The organism is Pararhizobium sp. IMCC3301, assembly GCF_030758315.1.
Taxonomy (GTDB): Bacteria; Pseudomonadota; Alphaproteobacteria; order Rhizobiales.
Genome location: NZ_CP132336.1, coordinates 2,741,940 through 2,758,742, shown reverse-complemented (window position 1 = coordinate 2,758,742; position 16,803 = coordinate 2,741,940). Strand labels below are relative to the sequence as shown.

At 55.7% G+C, this 16,803-nt stretch carries 22 protein-coding genes; 10 read left to right on the top strand and 12 right to left on the bottom strand.

Annotation, left to right across the window (positions count from 1 at the left end):
• Nucleotides 1–108 precede the first annotated feature (108 nt).
• The gene (locus RAL88_RS13395) at nucleotides 109–768 is read left to right on the top strand and encodes a DNA-3-methyladenine glycosylase (protein WP_306264130.1); all 660 of its coding nucleotides are present in this window, start codon (nucleotides 109–111) and stop codon (nucleotides 766–768) included.
• Nucleotides 769–832: 64 nt separating this feature from the next.
• On the opposite strand, the gene RAL88_RS13390 is transcribed toward RAL88_RS13395, so the two are convergent.
• The 4 genes from RAL88_RS13390 to RAL88_RS13375 form a co-directional block, all read right to left on the bottom strand.
• Nucleotides 833–1,318, bottom strand: coding sequence for a cytochrome c (locus tag RAL88_RS13390; protein WP_306264128.1), 486 nt, complete (start codon nucleotides 1,316–1,318; stop codon nucleotides 833–835).
• Nucleotides 1,319–1,411: 93 nt separating this feature from the next.
• Nucleotides 1,412–1,891, bottom strand: coding sequence for a DUF411 domain-containing protein (locus tag RAL88_RS13385; protein ID WP_306264126.1), 480 nt, complete (start codon nucleotides 1,889–1,891; stop codon nucleotides 1,412–1,414).
• 11 nt (nucleotides 1,892–1,902) lie between these two features.
• Nucleotides 1,903–2,847, bottom strand: coding sequence for a hypothetical protein (locus RAL88_RS13380; protein ID WP_306264124.1), 945 nt, complete (start codon nucleotides 2,845–2,847; stop codon nucleotides 1,903–1,905).
• 259 nt (nucleotides 2,848–3,106) lie between these two features.
• Nucleotides 3,107–3,451 carry a hypothetical protein gene (locus tag RAL88_RS13375; RefSeq protein WP_306264121.1) on the bottom strand — a complete coding sequence of 115 codons (345 nt, stop codon included), beginning with the start codon at nucleotides 3,449–3,451 and terminating at the stop codon, nucleotides 3,107–3,109.
• Nucleotides 3,452–3,768: 317 nt separating this feature from the next.
• Between RAL88_RS13375 and RAL88_RS13370 the strand changes: the two genes are divergently transcribed.
• Both RAL88_RS13370 and RAL88_RS13365 read left to right on the top strand, forming a co-directional pair.
• Entirely contained in the window at nucleotides 3,769–4,431 is a 663-nt protein-coding gene (locus tag RAL88_RS13370; protein WP_306264119.1) for an alpha/beta hydrolase, read from the top strand.
• Between the two features lie 131 nt (nucleotides 4,432–4,562).
• Nucleotides 4,563–5,120 carry an HNH endonuclease gene (locus tag RAL88_RS13365; protein ID WP_306264117.1) on the top strand — a complete coding sequence of 186 codons (558 nt, stop codon included), beginning with the start codon at nucleotides 4,563–4,565 and terminating at the stop codon, nucleotides 5,118–5,120.
• 101 nt (nucleotides 5,121–5,221) lie between these two features.
• Here RAL88_RS13365 and RAL88_RS13360 read toward each other — a convergent pair whose 3' ends face one another.
• Nucleotides 5,222–6,289 carry an AI-2E family transporter gene (locus RAL88_RS13360; protein ID WP_306264115.1) on the bottom strand — a complete coding sequence of 356 codons (1,068 nt, stop codon included), beginning with the start codon at nucleotides 6,287–6,289 and terminating at the stop codon, nucleotides 5,222–5,224.
• A gap of 241 nt (nucleotides 6,290–6,530) precedes the next feature.
• Between RAL88_RS13360 and RAL88_RS13355 the strand changes: the two genes are divergently transcribed.
• The 3 genes from RAL88_RS13355 to RAL88_RS13345 all read left to right on the top strand — a co-directional run bounded on the left by RAL88_RS13355 (nucleotide 6,531) and on the right by RAL88_RS13345 (nucleotide 9,297).
• Nucleotides 6,531–6,839 (top strand): hypothetical protein, encoded by a 309-nt coding sequence (locus tag RAL88_RS13355; protein ID WP_306264113.1) that lies wholly within the window; start codon nucleotides 6,531–6,533, stop codon nucleotides 6,837–6,839.
• A gap of 236 nt (nucleotides 6,840–7,075) precedes the next feature.
• Complete coding sequence (locus RAL88_RS13350; protein WP_306264111.1) at nucleotides 7,076–8,707, top strand: phospholipase D family protein; 1,632 nt, start codon at nucleotides 7,076–7,078, stop codon at nucleotides 8,705–8,707.
• A 395-nt stretch (nucleotides 8,708–9,102) separates the two neighbouring features.
• A complete protein-coding gene (locus RAL88_RS13345; RefSeq protein WP_306264109.1) occupies nucleotides 9,103–9,297 on the top strand; it encodes a PLDc N-terminal domain-containing protein in 195 nt (64 codons plus the stop codon).
• Nucleotides 9,298–9,435: 138 nt separating this feature from the next.
• On the opposite strand, the gene RAL88_RS13340 is transcribed toward RAL88_RS13345, so the two are convergent.
• Nucleotides 9,436–10,191 carry a Crp/Fnr family transcriptional regulator gene (locus tag RAL88_RS13340; RefSeq protein WP_306264107.1) on the bottom strand — a complete coding sequence of 252 codons (756 nt, stop codon included), beginning with the start codon at nucleotides 10,189–10,191 and terminating at the stop codon, nucleotides 9,436–9,438.
• Nucleotides 10,192–10,309: 118 nt separating this feature from the next.
• Here RAL88_RS13340 and RAL88_RS13335 point away from each other — a divergent pair, with 118 nt between their 5' ends.
• Nucleotides 10,310–10,771 carry a response regulator gene (locus RAL88_RS13335; protein WP_306264105.1) on the top strand — a complete coding sequence of 154 codons (462 nt, stop codon included), beginning with the start codon at nucleotides 10,310–10,312 and terminating at the stop codon, nucleotides 10,769–10,771.
• On the opposite strand, the gene RAL88_RS13330 is transcribed toward RAL88_RS13335, so the two are convergent.
• Together RAL88_RS13330 and RAL88_RS13325 are read right to left on the bottom strand one after the other, a co-directional pair.
• Nucleotides 10,742–11,302 carry a sigma-70 family RNA polymerase sigma factor gene (locus RAL88_RS13330; RefSeq protein ID WP_306264103.1) on the bottom strand — a complete coding sequence of 187 codons (561 nt, stop codon included), beginning with the start codon at nucleotides 11,300–11,302 and terminating at the stop codon, nucleotides 10,742–10,744. The genes RAL88_RS13335 and RAL88_RS13330 overlap by 30 nt on opposite strands.
• A complete protein-coding gene (locus RAL88_RS13325; protein ID WP_306264101.1) occupies nucleotides 11,299–11,487 on the bottom strand; it encodes a NepR family anti-sigma factor in 189 nt (62 codons plus the stop codon). The genes RAL88_RS13330 and RAL88_RS13325 overlap by 4 nt, the downstream gene beginning before the upstream one ends.
• Nucleotides 11,488–11,660: 173 nt before the next feature.
• On the opposite strand from RAL88_RS13325, the gene RAL88_RS13320 reads away from it, so the two are divergent.
• From RAL88_RS13320 to RAL88_RS13310, 3 genes are all read left to right on the top strand, one after another.
• A complete protein-coding gene (locus RAL88_RS13320) occupies nucleotides 11,661–12,458 on the top strand; it encodes a response regulator (RefSeq protein WP_306264100.1) in 798 nt (265 codons plus the stop codon).
• Nucleotides 12,459–12,720: 262 nt separating this feature from the next.
• Nucleotides 12,721–13,689: a sensor histidine kinase gene (locus RAL88_RS13315; RefSeq protein WP_306264098.1), complete on the top strand. Its 969-nt coding sequence runs from the start codon at nucleotides 12,721–12,723 to the stop codon at nucleotides 13,687–13,689.
• 64 nt (nucleotides 13,690–13,753) lie between these two features.
• Complete coding sequence (locus RAL88_RS13310; RefSeq protein WP_306264096.1) at nucleotides 13,754–14,293, top strand: DUF6789 family protein; 540 nt, start codon at nucleotides 13,754–13,756, stop codon at nucleotides 14,291–14,293.
• Between the two features lie 82 nt (nucleotides 14,294–14,375).
• Here the strand turns inward: RAL88_RS13310 and RAL88_RS13305 are convergent, their stop codons facing one another.
• The 4 genes from RAL88_RS13305 to RAL88_RS13290 all read right to left on the bottom strand — a co-directional run bounded on the left by RAL88_RS13305 (nucleotide 14,376) and on the right by RAL88_RS13290 (nucleotide 16,738).
• Nucleotides 14,376–14,573, bottom strand: a complete 198-nt coding sequence (locus tag RAL88_RS13305; protein ID WP_306264094.1) for a CsbD family protein — start codon at nucleotides 14,571–14,573, stop codon at nucleotides 14,376–14,378.
• A gap of 88 nt (nucleotides 14,574–14,661) precedes the next feature.
• Nucleotides 14,662–15,687 (bottom strand): YihY/virulence factor BrkB family protein, encoded by a 1,026-nt coding sequence (locus RAL88_RS13300; RefSeq protein WP_306264092.1) that lies wholly within the window; start codon nucleotides 15,685–15,687, stop codon nucleotides 14,662–14,664.
• A gap of 210 nt (nucleotides 15,688–15,897) precedes the next feature.
• Nucleotides 15,898–16,071: a hypothetical protein gene (locus RAL88_RS13295; protein ID WP_306264090.1), complete on the bottom strand. Its 174-nt coding sequence runs from the start codon at nucleotides 16,069–16,071 to the stop codon at nucleotides 15,898–15,900.
• Nucleotides 16,072–16,291: 220 nt separating this feature from the next.
• On the bottom strand, nucleotides 16,292–16,738 hold the full coding sequence (locus RAL88_RS13290) for a CreA family protein (RefSeq protein WP_371932181.1): 447 nt from the start codon (nucleotides 16,736–16,738) through the stop codon (nucleotides 16,292–16,294).
• Nucleotides 16,739–16,803 lie beyond the last annotated feature (65 nt).

The following is a 16,803-nucleotide window of genomic DNA, read 5'->3' as shown; positions in this document are numbered from 1 at the left end:
CAGCGCGCCAAGAAGCTGAATCATTTCATGGCTGGATTGATTTATCTGAGCGGACTGGCGCATCCGCTGGAATGATAATTCGGCATTCTTAAAATGGGCCCACATTACATGCAACCGATTCGCTGTCAGGAAGACGTCAACAGGGCCCTCACCGTTTTGCTGGCGCAAGACCCGGCACTGCAACCGCTGGCGGATCGGGTGGCAATTGTTCCGTTGCGCCTGCGCGAGCCGGGTTTTGAAGGGCTTGCGCGGATCGTCAACTCCCAGCAGCTTTCCGTCGCCAGCGCCACCGCGATCTGGCAGCGCCTCAGCGCCCTGGCCGATCCGTTCCGGCCCGATATGCTGCAGGCTTTGAGCGATGAGGAATTGCTCAAGGCCGGTCTCTCCCGGCCGAAACTGCGTACCTTACGGGCGTTGTCGCAAGCCTGCCTTGATGGACTGGATGTGGAGGCTCTGGCGCAGCTTCCGGCCGCACAGGCGCGCGCTGCCCTGACCGCCATTCACGGCATCGGTCCGTGGACAGCGGATATTTTTCTGATGTTCTGTGCCGGCCACCCGGATATCTTCCCGGTTGGCGATGTTGCCTTGCAGAATATCGCGCGCGATGTCCTCAATTTGACAAAACGCCCCAGCGAAAAACATCTTGCCCGGCTGGTGCGCCGCTGGTTGCCGCACCGCTCGGTTGCGGCGCGGCTGTTGTGGGCCTATTACGGCACGCAGAAAGCGACTTCCGGCAAAACCAGTGTGACCAGCCGGCTGCCGATCTAGGTGCGGCAGGACGTGGAAATCCGTTTCTGCACGCCGCGCCTGAAGACTGTCGGCGCGTGTCGTCTCACGACCCACCGTCGATTTTTGTGGTGATGTCGGTCTGGATCGCCCGCTGCTGCTCTGGCCACCTGCTCTTGATGAAAGCGAGCACCGCCCGGATTTCTTCATCCGCAAGCACGCCTTCGAAGGCAGGCATGTCGCTCTCATAGTCCGGCACGACAGCACTTACGCCCAGCTTGGTGACGGTGAAGAGGCCCCCGTCGGCGTGGTGCCAGGTGTGGCCGGTTTCATCATGCGGCGGTGCGGGCATGCGGCCGTTGTCGAGCCGGCGTTTCCAGTTGGACTGCCCCTCAAGATTGGTGCCGTGACACGACGCGCAACTCTCGGCATAGAGCCTCTGTCCGTTGGCTATTTCCGCCACGCTCACGGGCTCGCCGAGGAAGGTCACGCCTTCCGCGCCTGCTTCGTCACCCGGCTGTTGCGCGAGCGCGGCCATGGTTACCAGCGCTGCAGCAGCGGCGCCGGCAAGGAAGATTGCCTTGCGGTTCATTGGATCCCCCCGAGGTACATCTGCGGCTTTATCAGTCCGCCGCCAGCCATCATCAAGCCCATCATCAACTCGTTTTTCATGTCACCAACTCCTTTACTCATTGGAATAGACAGCGACGCCGTCATTGCCGAAGGCATATGTCTTCAATGTGCCGGTCTTCTGCGCCGCCATACCGGGGGCATTTCCCGGCATGCCCGGCAATGTGATACCGGTGATATCCGGCCGCTCTGTGACCATGCGCTCGATAATGTCGGCAGGCACCAGCCCGCTGACATAGTAACCGTCAATCTCTGCCAAATGACAGCCAAGACCCCGCGCCGGGACGCCCGCCGCGACCGACCGCTTGTCGAAATTCCGGTCGTCGATGCGCGTAACCTGATAGTCGTTCGCCTCGAGATAATCAGCATAGGCATCGCAGCAGCCGCAGCCGGGATCGCGCCAGATCGTGATCGCCCTGCTCTGTGCCGAGGCAGTCGGCATGGTGGTGGTCTGTGCCAGGGACAGCGTTGAGAATGTGATTCCGCCTGCGGCAGCAAGGGCCGCGACGGTGGCAATGACAAAACTCGGTTTCATGGTGTTCTCCGTTATTCGGCCGCAAGAGCGGTCCAGGTGGTGCCGCCGTTGCGGCTCTGCAAGAGGCCGCCATCGATGGCGGCGAGAATGTATTCAGCGTCGCTCGGATGCACCGCAACTGCCGTGGCACGTCCCCCTGTCACGCGGGACCAGACGACGCCAGCATCGCGTGATGCCCAAATGCCCGAGGGCAGCGCGGCATATAAGGTCTGCGGTGCGGAAGGCGCGCTGACCAGCGCCTTTATCGGCTCGCCGGCCGGGAGCGGCGCTTCAGGCGGTGCCTCTGCTCCGGATGCCAGCGCCGCCATTGCGTCGCCCGGCTGTACGTCCTGCCAGCGGCAGAAGCAGTCCGGCACGCGGGTCAGACCCGCCTCGGTTCCGGCATAGATCCAGATACCTCCCATACCGGATGCGAGATTCACCGATGCGAGTGTCATCGGATCGCGTTCGGCATCGATCAGCCACGGACGGTCCATGACGAATGTCCAGGACGATCCGGCATCTTCGCTCCGCCAGAGCCCGTCGCCCCGCACAGCAGCATAAATTATATCCGGCTGCGCGGCCGCCACGGCCGTCGCGGTCACAGCTTCGCCGGGCAGTCCTTTGTTCCGCGCTCCCCAGCTGCGACCGCCATCGGCGGATATGGCAAGGCCTCCTGTTGCCAGACCGGCGATAATTCTACCCGGGCGATCCGGATGGGTGGCCAGCGCCAGAATGTCAGACGCCTTGGGGACGGTCTCTGATACCCAGGAGGTGCCGCCATCGTCGCTGCGAGATAATGACATTCCCGCAACGAGAAGTGCGTCGCCGTCGAATGCGAGAGCCTGAACGCGCCCAACTTCAGCAGAGCCAGCAGACAGGCCTGGCGGCAGGCCGATCAGCCCGACGCCAGCCAGAGCTGTGCTCAGGAAGGCTCGTCGCGACAGGGTGGCCGATAGTCCAGAGGTACCTTTCATCTCGATATCTTTCTGTGTCAGAGGGTTTGGAACGTTTCGGAGACGATACAAAGTATGTGTTTGGGGTTCAGTCCTGCCTTCATCAGCGCCAGCGCCGGTCTATCCGAGGGGGACATTATTTTGTCTCAGCTGGTGGCCAGAATGACCGGGCGCGCAAGGCGTGTCTGCGCATGCGGACTGGGCGCGAACATCGGCGCAACAGCAACCTGACATCGCGAGCATGACGCGTCAGTCGAGACAGGTCTCGAGTGGCGTCAAATCAGATGAGCGTTCTGGGGGGATGCGGCTCGGGCTGAGCCGTTCGACCAACAAAGCCGTAAGCGCCCTTCGCAGCGGCAGTCGAGGCAGCGAGGGGCGCGCTGAGTATGGGCTGCGTGCCAAGATCAGCTATCAACGGAACAATGCACGCGAACACGCAGGACAGACCGTCTTCAGCGCCATTGCCGTCTGCATCGCAATTGGTGCAATTTGCCGCGTCCATAGTGCCGCCTTCGGCAAGTGCCATCTTGACGGCCATCGTTGACGTACTCGTCGCCTGAACAACCGAGCCCGCCGCAAAGCTGGCGATCAAAGCAATAACGAGGATTCGGACGAGTTTCAGCATAGCAATGGAGTAGAAGAGCGGAGCCGAATTGTCAACGGAATTGAAAGGTCGGCACCCCGGCTGATCCGCCCGGTTGCCGCGGCTTTTGCGGGTTGTTATGGCCCACCGAGAACTGCTTCCGGGGGAGAAGAGCGGGACCGGGTGGCCGCCTTTCCAGGGCCTGAAAGGCGCGGGCGGGAACCGGGTTTGCCCGGGATATTGCTGCAAAGACTTGAAAACCGGACAATTTCCTGCACATTTGCGCCAGACTGCGGTTGAAATCACATCGACCGCTATGCGATTCCCATTGAGTCCAGCCCCCCAGGATTTAGAGAATTATGCCTTTGCCCCTTCTCGACGGCCCGCGCCTTGCCCCGCAATCCGGCAGGCCCGCCAAACAACTGATTGTGTTTCTTCACGGCTATGGCGCCGATGGCCATGATTTGATCGGCATCGGCCACCAGTGGGGCTCGCATCTGCCGGATGCGGCCTTTGTCTCGCCCCATGCGCCGGAACCCTGCGGCATGGCTCCGGTCGGACGGCAATGGTTTCATCTGACCTTGCGCGATCCGTCCGAATACTGGCGCGGCGTGGTCGCGGCCCGGCCCGCACTTGATGCATTTCTGAATGCCGAGCTGCAGCGCGTCGGTCTGAAGGACAAGGATCTGGTGCTGGTCGGCTTCAGCCAGGGCACGATGATGGCGCTGCATTGCGGTCTGCGCCGTGCCCGTGCGCCCGCAGGAATTGTTGCCTATTCCGGCCTGCTGGCCGGTCCGGAACATTTGCAGAAGGAGATTTCCGGCCGCCCGCCAGTGCTTCTGGCCCATGGCAGCCAGGACGAAGTTGTGCCGTTTGCGGTGATGGCGATTGCGGAAACCGCCCTCAAAGCAGCAGGGGTTCCGGTGGTCAGCCATGTGGCAAAAGGTCTTGGCCACGGCATCGACAGCACCGGCCTTGCCCTCGGCCTGGCACATTGCCAGCAGGTTCTGGGCAGCAACTGACCCACGGGCTTTCTCACGATATCCAGCGTGCAATCGAAAAGCGCTTCACAACACTGACATAGTGGCTATACATTATGCCGGTGAATTGCAGAGCGCTGGCGCCGTGTCACCGCGATGTAGAGGAGCGTAGTGTGACTGAACATGTGTCACTCGATGCCCATCCGGCATTGGTGCTGAATGCGGATTTCCGTCCGTTGAGTTATTATCCTCTATCGCTTTGGTGCTGGCAGGATTCCATAAAAGCCGTGTTTCTGGAACGTGTGAACATTGTGTCGGAATACGATGTTTATGTGCACAGCCCCTCGACAAAAATGCGCGTGCCCAGCGTGGTCAGCCTGAAGGATTACATCAAGCCGTCGCGGCATCCCGCCTTTACCCGGTTCAATGTGTTCCTGCGCGATAAATTCCAGTGTCAATATTGCGGTTTTGACCGTGATCTGACGTTTGACCATGTCGTGCCGCGCTCAAGAGGCGGCCGGACCACCTGGGAAAACGTCATCACCGCCTGTGCACCCTGCAATCTGCGCAAGGCCAACAAGTCTCTGAAACAGGTCGGCATGACCGCGCGCGGCAAGGCGTTCCAGCCGACAGTGCATGAATTGCACAATAATGGCCGCTATTTTCCACCCAACTATCTGCATGAAAGCTGGATGGATTATCTGTATTGGGATGCGGAACTGGAGCCTTAGAATATCGCTCCTGGTCAAGCCAGCATCCAGATACGAGCTTCAGCGTTGCGGGAGGCTCGGCAAAATTGTGCAGCAGGCGGACAGAAGCGCTGACCGGTTTGTCAGGTGCGCCGGGTCAGCATTCGTCTGAGGGGAACCATTTTACGGGATTCATCTGAAACCGCCTTTATCAGAACCAGCAGTGGGACCGCGATAAGCAGCCCGACAATGCCCCAGACCCAACCGCAATAGGTCAAGGCCAGTACAACGGCGATCGGCGCCATTTTCATGTGGTTGCCAATCAGAGAGGGTGTAATGAAATTAGCTTCTATGAGGTTGATAAAGAGGTAGGCTGCGGGGGGAAGCATCGCCAGAAGAAGCGTATCGTAGGTTATAATCGACACCAGCGATAAGGCCGTTGCGCCAATGAATAATCCAGCAAAGGGTATGAAATTCAATAATGCTGCTGCCACCCCCCACAAGGCGGGAGAGGGCATGCCAAGTGCCCACAAGGACAGTCCGACAGCGAATCCGAGGCCGGTGTTGATGATTGAGGTGACGAGGAAATAGTGCGCCAGCTTATGCTCCGCATCGCGCCAAGTCTGGGCGGCGTGACGTTTGGAGGTAAATCCGGAAAACGGCAGGGTAGCCAATATTAAAAAAGGTCTTCGGGCCGCCAGAAGAAAACTGGTGAATACCACTGTCAGCGCGAAAATAGACAGGATTTCAAAAAACGACAGGGCGGCACTTGATAAAAAGCCCGGTTCGCGAACAATAACTTCCTGGACTTTATCATCTGCAACGATAGCCGTAACTTCCTCCGCTGCCTTCTTGATGTTTTCCGTGGCATCCTGCGCACCGCGGAAGGAGCGCCTCAATTCCAGCATTTTTGATCGTAGCTCAGTCTCCAGTTCGGGCGTTTCCAGAATCATCTGTTGCGCTGGCAAAAGCGCAAATTTGTAAATGCCAATTCCGCTGAGCAGGATGATGATGGTGACAGCAAGTACGGCAAGATATCTTGGAAAGCCACGATCCTCGGCTGCGGAAACCGGCATTTGCAAGATCAAAGCCAGAAAAGTTGCCAGCGCCAGGGGCTGAAGGATCGGGGAGCCGTATTTCAAAACAAAAGTGCCGAGGCTGATAAACAGCAATGCCATGACCGGCTTCAGAAACGGAATTTCATTTGTCACTCGATAGATCCTGATATGTGAGAAGCGCCTGCGGACACAGCTTTCCTGTTACATGCCGTATGGCAGTATAGCCAGAACTCTGGACAATGCGATTCAGTTCCAATTCGCGGTCACTTGGCAACGGTGCTCCAGCAGTGTACCGGCAGCGCTCCGGCTGCCATTGTGAACCAGTGACCGCTTTTTTTGAGTTTTTTGCAACCTTTTGCCCGCGTCGCCGTTGTTAAAGCAAAGGAGACACGCCATGGAAATCACATTTGCTGTTATGTTGCTGCTCGGTTGCGCGGATGATACGTCAGTATGCGAGGCCGCCCAGGAGGTTGCCCCCAAATATGTATCCATAGAAGCCTGTGAACAGGATATAGAAAACAAATTCCTGCAGGATACGCGTTTTCCAACGTTGATGGCTCAGTGTCTTGCAGTGCCAGCATCCCAGGATGCCGGACCGGTGGCGATTGACTGGCAAGTGACTGACGATGGCAGATTGCTGGCAAATGTGGTCGATTCGCAACGTCAGTATGCCGGTCTCAAAGCCGAGACAGCGACCGACTGATCACAGTTGTTTGATCCCAACCTGACGCCCGGACAGTTACGTATCCCGCGTCAGGGAATTGCAAGTACGATGAGTGCCCCCAGTTTTTCCGCCACGCTTAAAGCAGGCATTGCTTCATTGCCACGTGTTTTGCATGTTTACCCGACTGCCGTGCTAGATGTATCAATCTGTTCTGAGGCACGCCTGCTGACCCGCAGGTTCTGCCGATAGGCAACGGCAATTTTCGGGGATTCATGATGGGCGAGGGTGCAACATCCAAAATGGTGGAAGTTCTGGTTACGGCAACCGAGGCGTATCCAGCCATGGAACGCCTGATCCTGAACAGCGAGCACCAGCTGTGTATCTCACTGCATGCATTGTCCTTCGAAACGACCCTGACAAGCCCGGAAGCCCTGGCGGCAGGCCTCAACACCTGGTGCGATCTTCTGCTGAACGCCGCGGCGCGGGGCGTGGAAATATACCTGCTGCTTACTGATTTTGATCCTGTTGGAACGCACCAGCTTCATGCCCAGGTCTGGACCCGGGCGGATGTGCTGTTTGATGCGCTGAAAGCGGCACCACTGCAGACCACCGAGAAATTTCACATCCAGATCGCCTTTCCAGGCGGTCGGGCGGGTCTCATCCTGCAACAGGCTCTGTGGCTGTTGGTCAGACGCAAGGCTGCAGAACTGCTTGACGAACCATCGCCCCCGGCTCGTCATCCTCCGGGACTGGCAGATCTTTTGTCCAAAGACGATACAATCCGGCCGTCGCCGTCCAAACCACTCTTTTCCCAGACGTTTCACCAGAAGTTTTTGATTGCCGACAATTCGCACAGCATCATTGGTGGACTGGATGTGGACCCGCGCCGGTTTGACAGCCCCGAACATGACCGGGACGCAGAAGAAACCTGGCATGACGTGGATATAGAAATCAAAGGACCCGTGGTCCGCGATATCTGCCGGCATTTCCAGCTCAGCTGGAGCACTGCGAAGCAGGATGGATTTTCGTTTTTGCCCCAGCATCTGGCCCGGCATTATCCGCGCCTGCAATATCTGTCCGCAGCCAGCCATCTGAAATTTGCCTGTCTTGAAGGGGAAGCGGACGACGTACCCTGTCCTCAGATCGAGGTGGTGACCACAGCGGGACAGCAAAAACCCGACCTGCTGAGCTGGGGCTCGGAGAAGACAGTAACCGATATCGAGAAGGCCCATTTGCACCTGATTGGTTCAGCACAACATCAAATTTATATCGAAACCCAGTTTCTGCGCTCAACGCCGATTATCGATGCACTTGTTGATGCGGGCAGACGTAACCCGTCGCTGAGCGTTATTCTGCTGCTGCCGGCGGCGCCGGAAGACGTCGCTTTTGGCGGCGACCGATCCGCAATCCATCGTTATGGAGAATGGCTCCAGATTAAAGGCATTAACCGGCTGCGGCGTTGCTACGGTGACCGGTTCGGAGCTTTCTGCCTGACCAATGATCGAAAGCGGGCCGAACACGAGGAGCGGGATGCGCTGTTTGGCCACGCGATGGTTTACATCCATTCCAAGGTCATGCTGGCAGATAATACAGTCGGACTGGTTTCCTCGGCAAATCTCAACGGGCGGTCCCTGCGATGGGATTTTGAGGCCGGGTTGGTGATCCGGGCCCCGGAAATCATCGCAAAATTGCGCTGCCGTCTGTGGTCATGTCATCTGAGCAATGCAGAGAGCGACATCATCCGGTCTTTGCCGCTTGAGGATGGCCTGTCTTTGTGGCGCAGTAAAGCCGAGCAGCGCGCGGCCCTGAAAGAGCGGGCAAAGGGCGTTGGAGCCGTGCCGTTTCCCTATCAGAAAACCGCCCGGTTTTCTCTCCCGATGCCATTTGTCACGGAAAACATGGTGTGAACTCTCTGGAACAAAACGGACGGCAAGACGTTGTTGATCGTAGAACCTGACTTGCAGAATAAAATGTTGGCAATGGTGCCAGGATTCCCTAACAGAATGTCGCGCCGTACTGACCGACCTGATTGTTGGGTTGGCCTTTGCCAGCATCTCGGCGCTGGTTTTCGCGGCCGCCGAGATCTGGCTGACACGAGATGGATGGCGCGATCAGCGCGCCCCTCCAGAAAACAGTAGGGTGCCAAATGCGAAGTCAAACGCCGTCAAAGTGTCACGGATCGCAGATTAGCCGGCGCTGTGGCTGTGCCGGGTCTGGAATCCTATGATAGGCTGGTTATCGGTTAGACCTTTTATGAACAGATCGTGCGGCTCTTTCGCGCACGGGGCAACGGAGTAAGAAGATGGGTATGGAAGTTGGTTTTTTTGGGTTGCTGATTTTGATCGCAGATATTTATGCGATTATCAAAACTCTTGACTCAGGTGCCTCGACGGGCGGCAAAGTGATCTGGATTCTGCTGATCCTGCTGCTGCCAGTGGTCGGACTCCTGCTCTGGTTTATCATGGGACCATCCAGCAAAAAGCGCGGCACCATCTGATTTTCCGAGAAGCCGGCGAGGGCAGCCAAAGTAACTTGGCGTCGGCCTTTCAGGAGCGCTTCCTTCGATGTGAAAATCGCAGGTCAAAAATTCCGAGCGGTAGGGATGCCGGCTCTGTATCTGTTCAATATGGATACTTTAGATAAACCGTCGTTTGCCCTCCGGCAGCCCTTCCCAGCCAGCAATCTTCATGAGGGCATCGATGTCCTTAATCACAAATCCGGCATCCTTCCAGGCGATCACGCCACGGGATTGCAGTTTCCGCAGAGTTTTGTTGGTGTGAACCAGCGACAGCCCGAGTGTATCTGCGACATGCTGCTGGGTGAGCGGCGTTATGACCGCAGATTTGCGGAACAGACCGACCAGCTTGGCACGCTCATAGATGAAGGCCAGCAGATAGGAAGCGCGCTCCAGTGCTGAGCGGCGGCCGACACTGAGAAGATGTTCATCGAGCATCTGCTCCTCGCGCGCGCCAAGCCAGGTGATATCGAATCCAAGACCGGGCTGTTCTTTGAAAAGATCAAACAGCCGGTCCCGCTCAAAAACACACAACAGGATGTCGGACAGCGCCTCCACCGAATGCATCATCTCTGTCAGGAGCGAGCCCTGCAATCCGAGAAAGTCTCCCGGCAGGACATAGTTCAATATCTGACGGCGGCCATCTTCCAGAGTTTTGTACCTGAAGCCCCAGCCTGAAATCACTGTGTAGAGATGCGGGCTATTGGAGCCCTCGACATAGATCGTCGAGCCACCTTCCGCCACCAGTTCACCTCTTTTGAAGCCCGATATGTAAGACAGCTCATTGCCTTCAAAATTGCGGAAGGAATCGTTTCTGCATAACGGACATTCGTCGCAGGGAATGATCCGGGTACTTTTGGGCGGGCGTGTGTCCATTCCGACTTTCTCCGATATGTCTAAACCAGTCTTTTTGTCCGGTTATGTCATAGTTAAATGACGGCGACCGTTAAAACTACTAGCTCAAGGGATGAGAACTTAGCAACAGGGTGTTAAAATGGGCTTCGCAAAGTGTTGCGCCTTCATCGTCGATGATGAAAGTCTGATCGCCTTCCAGCTTGACGATATCGTCAAGTCTCTGGGCGTGCATGCCGTGACGATGTCAAAATCCGGCAGCGCTCTGGAAACTTTGAGGCAGGCAGAAGGGTGCTTCCAGTTTGCGATTGTCGATATTCGCAATGCTGGTAAATTCGGTGCCGACCTGCTTCAGGAAATTTCGCGTCAGAAGTTGCCAGTGGTGCTGACGACCACCGACGATGAGGTTGAGACAAACCTGCTGGGAAACAGCCCATTGAGACAGGTGGTCGTGCGCAAACCGTTCGACAGCGAAGATATACGGCGTGCGGTGCAGCGTTTGTCGCTGGAACCTGGTTCGAAGAGTGGCGAAGACCTGACCCGATCCACGGCTCTGAGCCAGACTCCCCCTGTCCTAGATGGTGTCAAGCATTGCGGCACGTGACAGTATGTGTGACGTGACCTTGTCAGGTCCAAATTCAGATGCTTCGCTGATGTCCAGTATTTCAGACAGGCGAACGCGCGCCCGTGACACCCGGCTCTTGATGGTTCCAACCGCAACAGAGCAGACTTCAGCAGCCTCCTCGTAGGACAGACCAGAGGCCCCGACCAGAATGATCGCTTCGCGCTGATCTTCCGGTAAAGTTGTTAAGGCTCGCTTGAAATCCTGCAGGTCCATCTTTCCGTCCTGCTCGGGATGACTGGCCATACGCTCGGTCAGGGTTCCTTCAGAATCGGATATTTCCCGCCCGCGCTTGCGCATTTGACTGTAGAATTCATTGCGCAGGATCGTGAACAGCCAAGCCTTGATATTGGTGCCGGTTTGAAACGATGACTGCTTGTGCCAAGCTTTTACGAGGGTTTCCTGCACCAGGTCATCCGCCAGATTGCCGTTGCCGCAAAGCGACAGCGCAAAGGCTCGCAAATTCGGGATTGCTTTGACCAGCAGACCCTTGAACTCGGGGCATTCACTCATGCATCACCATCTTTGTGACCGGTCTTTTCGGCCGCTTCAAGACTTGCCAGCAAATTGAGAAACTTGTCGGGAATAGGCTCATTCACAACTGCATCGTAACTGTCACGCAGCCGCTTTCCGATTTTGGATTTCGCCAGCGGGTCCAGCCGCAATCCGTCTTCGTTTGCATTTCGGTCTGCGCTCATCACATCAATTGCCTTTCAGTTTCTTGGCCAAGAAAACACACTCTATCTGCCCGTAAACGCACCATATTAAAAAAAGTTCCAAAAAAAAATGGAACTTGTACGCGGTTCACACATTTAGCATATAGAAGACTTCCACAAAGAAGACAAAAAGCGCTATCCAAGGAACCTTTCATATGTCGCTCGCTGCCGAAATCACCCCCTACATCCCATATCTGCGTCGCTTTGCCCGCGCACTGACCGGTGCCCAGTCAAGCGGAGACGCATACGTTGCAGCGGTTCTTGAAGCCCTGATTACAGACAGCGCCGATTTTCCCAAGAATCATGGTGCCAAAATCGGACTTTACCAGACTTTTATCGCGGTCTGGCAGTCCATCGAGGTTAATCTGAAGATGAATGTTCTGGGTGCGGAATCAAACCCGGGATCGGAAAAAAAACTGCAGGCCATAACGCCCGCCGCACGTCAGGCATTTCTGTTGACCACAGTAGAGGGGTTTACCAACGCAGAAGCCGCGCTGGTCCTGAAAGTCAGCCAGCGCGATATTGAGCAGCTGCTGGACCAGGCCAATAAGGAAATTGCGGCGCAGGTGACAACCAATGTGATGATCATCGAAGACGAGCCGCTGATTGCCATGGATATTGAATCGATGGTCGAGGATCTTGGGCATTCGGTGACAGGTATCGCACGCACGCACAAAGAAGCGATCGCGCTGTTCAACGCCCACACCCCGGGGATCATTCTGGCTGACATTCAGCTTGCCGATGGAAGCTCCGGGCTGGAAGCCGTTAATGAAATTTTGAAGGGCTTCGAAGTTCCTGTCATTTTTATTACCGCGTTTCCCGAACGCCTTCTGACCGGAGAGCGCCCGGAACCGGCATTTCTTGTCACCAAACCTTTTCAGCCGGATATGGTTCGCGCCCTGATCAGTCAGGCGCTGTTCTTCAGTGAAGGGGACGAAAGCCGGGCGGCTTGAAGGAACCTTTGTTGACCTGCCACGTTGATCCAGACATTCAACGAGGAAAATTTCATACGGCAGTCTTTGTTGCATCAAGACATTGGCAGCCAGAGTTGCTGGTTCCGGCAGTGATTGGGCATCTCGGCCGGAACAGTTATGATTCCATTGTTCCAACTTTAAGGCTTCGCCTGTTGTCAATACGGCTTTCGAATTCGTTGTCAGGTGCGCCGCAATTGTCTATGCGGCAATGCATGCCGATTCAAAAACATGCGTGCCCTCTATGATGACAAAAAAAGAAAATAGCGATCTCATTGCCCGCGCTATCATGGGAACGCCCATCACAGTTTTTCTGCAGGACAGTAAAGGTGTCATAACCTGGGTTGCAAATCCGCAATCAGGCTGGACCAAAGGCGCGATTGTCGGAAAACGCAACAGCGAAATTTTCGATCACCGGAATGCTTCCCTGCTGGACTCGGCAAAAGCTGTCGCCAAAGCAAGCGGTGAAGACCAAACCATCGTTGTCGAGGCTACTCAAAACAGCCGGGCTCAGTGGTTTAAAATTGTCATAAAACCGATTGAGGACAAGGAAGGCGACACCCACTTCCTGTGTTCATGTATTGAAATTACCAATGAACGTGAGCGTGAAGAAACCCTGCGCGCTTTGCTTCTGGAGGTCAGCCACCGGTCCAAGAACATGCTATCAGTGGTTTTGAGCATAGCGGCGCAGACTGCGAAAACCGCCCGGAACCCGGAGCTGTTTCTGCGGCGGTTTACCGGCCGGGTGCAATCGCTGGCAAAGTCACAAGATGTGATTGTCAACAGTGAATGGGTCGGTGCAACGCTGCAGGAACTGATAAACCGGCAGGTTTTGGGACACAATTCGGAGATCAGTTCACAAATCGTCGTCGAAGGCGACAACCCCCAGTTAAGCCCGAACGGCGCTACCCATGTGGGATTGGCGCTGCATGAACTGTACACCAATTCTATTACTTTCGGAGCATTGTCCGTACCGGAAGGGAAAATCGCCATCCGCTGCAGCAAGACCGTGATCGATGGCATTCCCAGCGCCCAGCTTGTCTGGGACGAGTCCCCGCGTGTAACACAGGGGGCGGCGCCGAAAAAATCATTCGGTCGCACTGCGCTGGAGCAAATCGTGCCATCCGCTGTCAATGGCAAAGGCACATTGTCAGTCGATTCCGACGGCGTGCGTTATTCCCTGACCATCGGCGCATCGGAACTGGTCGGCTAAACCGGTTTTTTCGAAACGCCGGCCCCTTCCCTTGCTATCACAAATAAGTGATAAGTTGCCTTGCTTGCCGGGAGGCACCCTCTGCTTCATGCTCACGACACAAAATTTCGACATTTGCAGAACAATTCGCCCCCCTGAAAAGTTTTTGTGGGAAAAGGGACGGAAGATGAGATCCATCGCTAGCGGCATTCTGGCTGGTCTTTGTGCCACTGTGGTGTTGTCCGCATTGATGGTTTTAAAATCGATGACGAAGTTTTTGCCGGAACTGGACATGATCGACATGCTTGCAGCAATGGTTGCGGGAGGGGCCACGATAGGATGGGTTCTGCATTTTTCCATCGGCGCATTCTGGGGCATTGCATTTTCGGTAGTTCATGACTTCCTGCCTGGCGGAAACGCGGTTGTGGAGGGAATTGTTTTTGGCCTGATTGCGTGGCTGATGATGATGGTTTTAATCATGCCTATGGCCGGAGGTGGCGTGTTCGGGTTAATGTTCGGTGTGCTGGCACCAATCATGACCGGAGTGCTTCATGTTATATTCGGGGCCGTGATGGGCTGGATCTACCAACACCTTACCCTGAGCGATGCCCTGCCGGCTGAATGACAGCCTGCTGAGCACCGTTTGTAAGGCAGAGCGCAAGAAAGACCGCCGCGAGGCGGCCTTTCCCTGCTACGCAGATTCAGCGCTAGAGAGAGTCGATCCAGTCATTGACTTCGCGCTTGGCGTCCTCTTTGGATTTGCCATATTGAGCCTGAAGCTTTCCTTCAAGGGCTTCACGATTGCCATTGACCTGGGCAACATCGTCGTCAGTCAGTTTTCCCCATTTGGCTTTGGCTTTTCCGGAAAACTCAGTCCATTTACCTTCTACTTGATCCCAGTTCATGTGTTGTTCTCCATGTTGATTGCTCGTTCGTAAATCAACGATCTGCAACTGGATTTGGTTCCAGATACGACACTTGTTTTTGCGGATTTCAGGGTGCTTCGTCAGACCCAGCCACATGATCAGCGACATAAGCGCCGCGCTGACCAGGAGGCGCATCAGGACCGACGGTCGTATCGGGGACGGTCTGCAGTTCAAGCTCCGCGTTGATGATGGCACCCGCGACAAACACCAGCGCTGAAAAATACAGCCAGAGCATGAGGATCGCTGCAGTGGCGATGGATCCGAACGTGGCGCCGTAATTGGCGAAATTCTCGATATAAAACGAAAACGCGATGGAGCCGCCCAGCCAGAACAGTGATGCAGTGATCGCGCCGGGCAGGACCCAGCGAAATTTCGGGTCGTGGCGGTGGGGAGCGATCTTGTAGAGGAAGGCGATTGCCGCCAGGACAATCAAAGCAACGACAGGCCACCGCAGCCAGAGCGCCATTGTTTCCGCCTTGATAGGCAAAGGGAGAAACGTGGTGAACACCGGCAGAATGGCGACAGCAGCCAGAACCAGCATTCCGATGAGAAAGGCTGCAATGGTCAATGAGATGGAAATTGCGGCAGCCAGAAAAAAAGGCCGTTGATCGTCTTCCCGATAGGCCTTGGTCATGGCATGGACCAGCGCATTGATACCGCGTGATCCACTCCACAGGGCAAGGACGAGACTGATAATCAGTCCAAGTGTGAGTGTTTCATTACTTTCGGTGATGATGGCTTCCAGCCTTTCTGAAAACAGCGCCGTCACGCTTGACGGTAGAAATCTGTCAGCCAGATACATTTGCTCATTGAGGGTCTGAATATCGGCAAACAGACCGTAAAGTGCAACGCCGACGGCCACGGCGGGAAACAGGGACAGGAAGCTGAAGAAAGCGATGCCGGCGCATCTCAGAGAGACGTCGGTTTCCGAGGCGCGAACCGCAGCCCGCTTCAAGGCAGCCCAGACATTGGCGCCAGACAGCCTGGTCGGATATCTGGCCATTTTTCCCGGGTCAACCACGTCCTCGCCGGATTTGCCGGAAGAGGTCATCTCGTCCGCATTGCCGCCAGGGCGATCATTAGCTTGTCTCATAGCCTCTACTTCTTCTGTCGGGTTTCCAGCGCCAGGCACAACGGCAATCGGGAACAATACCTGCCGCGCGGATGGACTGTCGCGGCAAGTTTCTGAAACTGTTGCACGGTGTGAGGTTTCGTTCAAAAACTATATCAGACAGGGGCGAAAGACCGATGCATCGCCCAAGAAAAAAGGCGCCACAACAGCGCCTCTCCAACCTTTTCGGGATTAATTGCCCGGAAGGTCCACCTTGATGTTGATATCCGACGAAGAGCCTCCGAAGATTGCATCGCGATATACAAATCCGCCAATCAGGAGCGCACAAATTGCAACGATTGCAACAATCCAGCCAGCGCTGCTCCCACCATTGGTCACGATGACCTTGCGATCTGTATCCGGCATAGGAATATATCCCCTTCATGTTTGATATCCGGCCCCAGCGCCGGCATGCGAACGCACCCGAACGCACCCGGACGCACCGGCACAATACCCCAAGCCGGTGGTTAATCAGAGTCAAAACTCCAGAATGTTTAAATCATTTTTTACCGGTGCCGCATCGCGGTCACCGAGGTCAGCTACACGGACCAAAATCGCGCCAGCGATTGCCAGAATGAACCGCCGTTTAACGCTCTGGATTTTCTGTCGATGTGAACATTGGCACGGTGGAAATAGACATCTTAGCCGAGCCGTCCTGAACCTGGCGCGAATGCGACAGATAGATCAGCGTATTGTTGGCTTTGTCGTAAATCCGCTTGACGATCAGCTTTTTCCAGATCAGCGAACGACGGCTTTTGAAAATTTCCTCACCGTCCTTGCTCATATCAATGTCGCCAATCCGGATCGGGCCAGTCTGGCGGCAATCGATCGACGAATTTGACGGGTCCTCGAACCAGTTGCCCTTTTGCAGGCGGTCAATCAGGCCGCGCTCGAAATAGGCAACATGGCAGGTTACGCCTTCAACCTCGGGATCCTGAACCGCTTCAACAATAATATCGTTGCCCAGCCAGTCGACGCCGATTTCGCCGACAACTTCTGCCTGGGCCGATTTGAGCGTCGGCGCGGCCAGCATGAGACCTGCCACAAACAGGCCTGTAATTTTCGATTTCATGAGCGTCATAGCCTTGCCTGTGCGTG